At 47.6% G+C, this 641-nt stretch carries 1 rRNA gene; it reads right to left on the bottom strand.

Annotation, left to right across the window (positions count from 1 at the left end):
* A 16S ribosomal RNA gene (locus tag DSM25558_RS27650) occupies positions 1–200 on the bottom strand; the annotation flags it as partial.
* Between the last annotated feature and the right edge of the window lie 441 nt (positions 201–641).

Here is a 641-nt window from a genome sequence, read left to right as displayed (position 1 = left end):
GGCTCATCCATCCCCGATAAATCTTTCCCCCGTAGGGCGTATGCGGTATTAATTCCAGTTTCCCAGAGCTATTCCGCAGAGATGGGTAGATTCCCACGCGTTACTCACCCGTCTGCCACTCCCCTTGCGGGGCGTTCGACTTGCATGTGTTAAGCCTGCCGCCAGCGTTCGTTCTGAGCCAGGATCAAACTCTCAAGTTGAGAATTCAATCATTGACTTAAATCACGTTATTCTGAATCGACGAGAACTTCACACCAATCCTTAAAACCAACCAAACGCTTCACAGCGCTCAATCAATCCAGCAACAATTAAGTCGCCAAAAGGACCAGGTGTATTCTCATTAAAACGTGACCGTCAAAGTCTCTTTCAAAGGATGTCAATCTCTCAACATCCCGCAAGCCTCGCCGCCCACGTTTCTCTTTCTTCCATATTCAATTGTCAAAAAACAGACACACATTAGTGTCAAAACCATCAAACCAAAACCCGAAAGTTCAGCTTCCAAAGACCCAACAAACTCGCCAAGTCTTCCAGTTTTCTCCAGAACGAAGGACATCGTCGCTAGCAGCGCCGCCGCCCTCGTCAGTGAGCGGACTTATAGAGGAACACCTCAGACATAGTCAACAGCACCAAAAGAAGAAAAA

The organism is Agrobacterium sp. DSM 25558, from assembly GCF_900100825.1.
In the GTDB taxonomy this organism is placed as follows: Bacteria; Pseudomonadota; Alphaproteobacteria; order Rhizobiales; family Rhizobiaceae; genus Agrobacterium.
The sequence above is the reverse complement of the archived record's forward strand: the minus strand, read 5'-3'. Positions and strand labels throughout refer to the sequence as shown.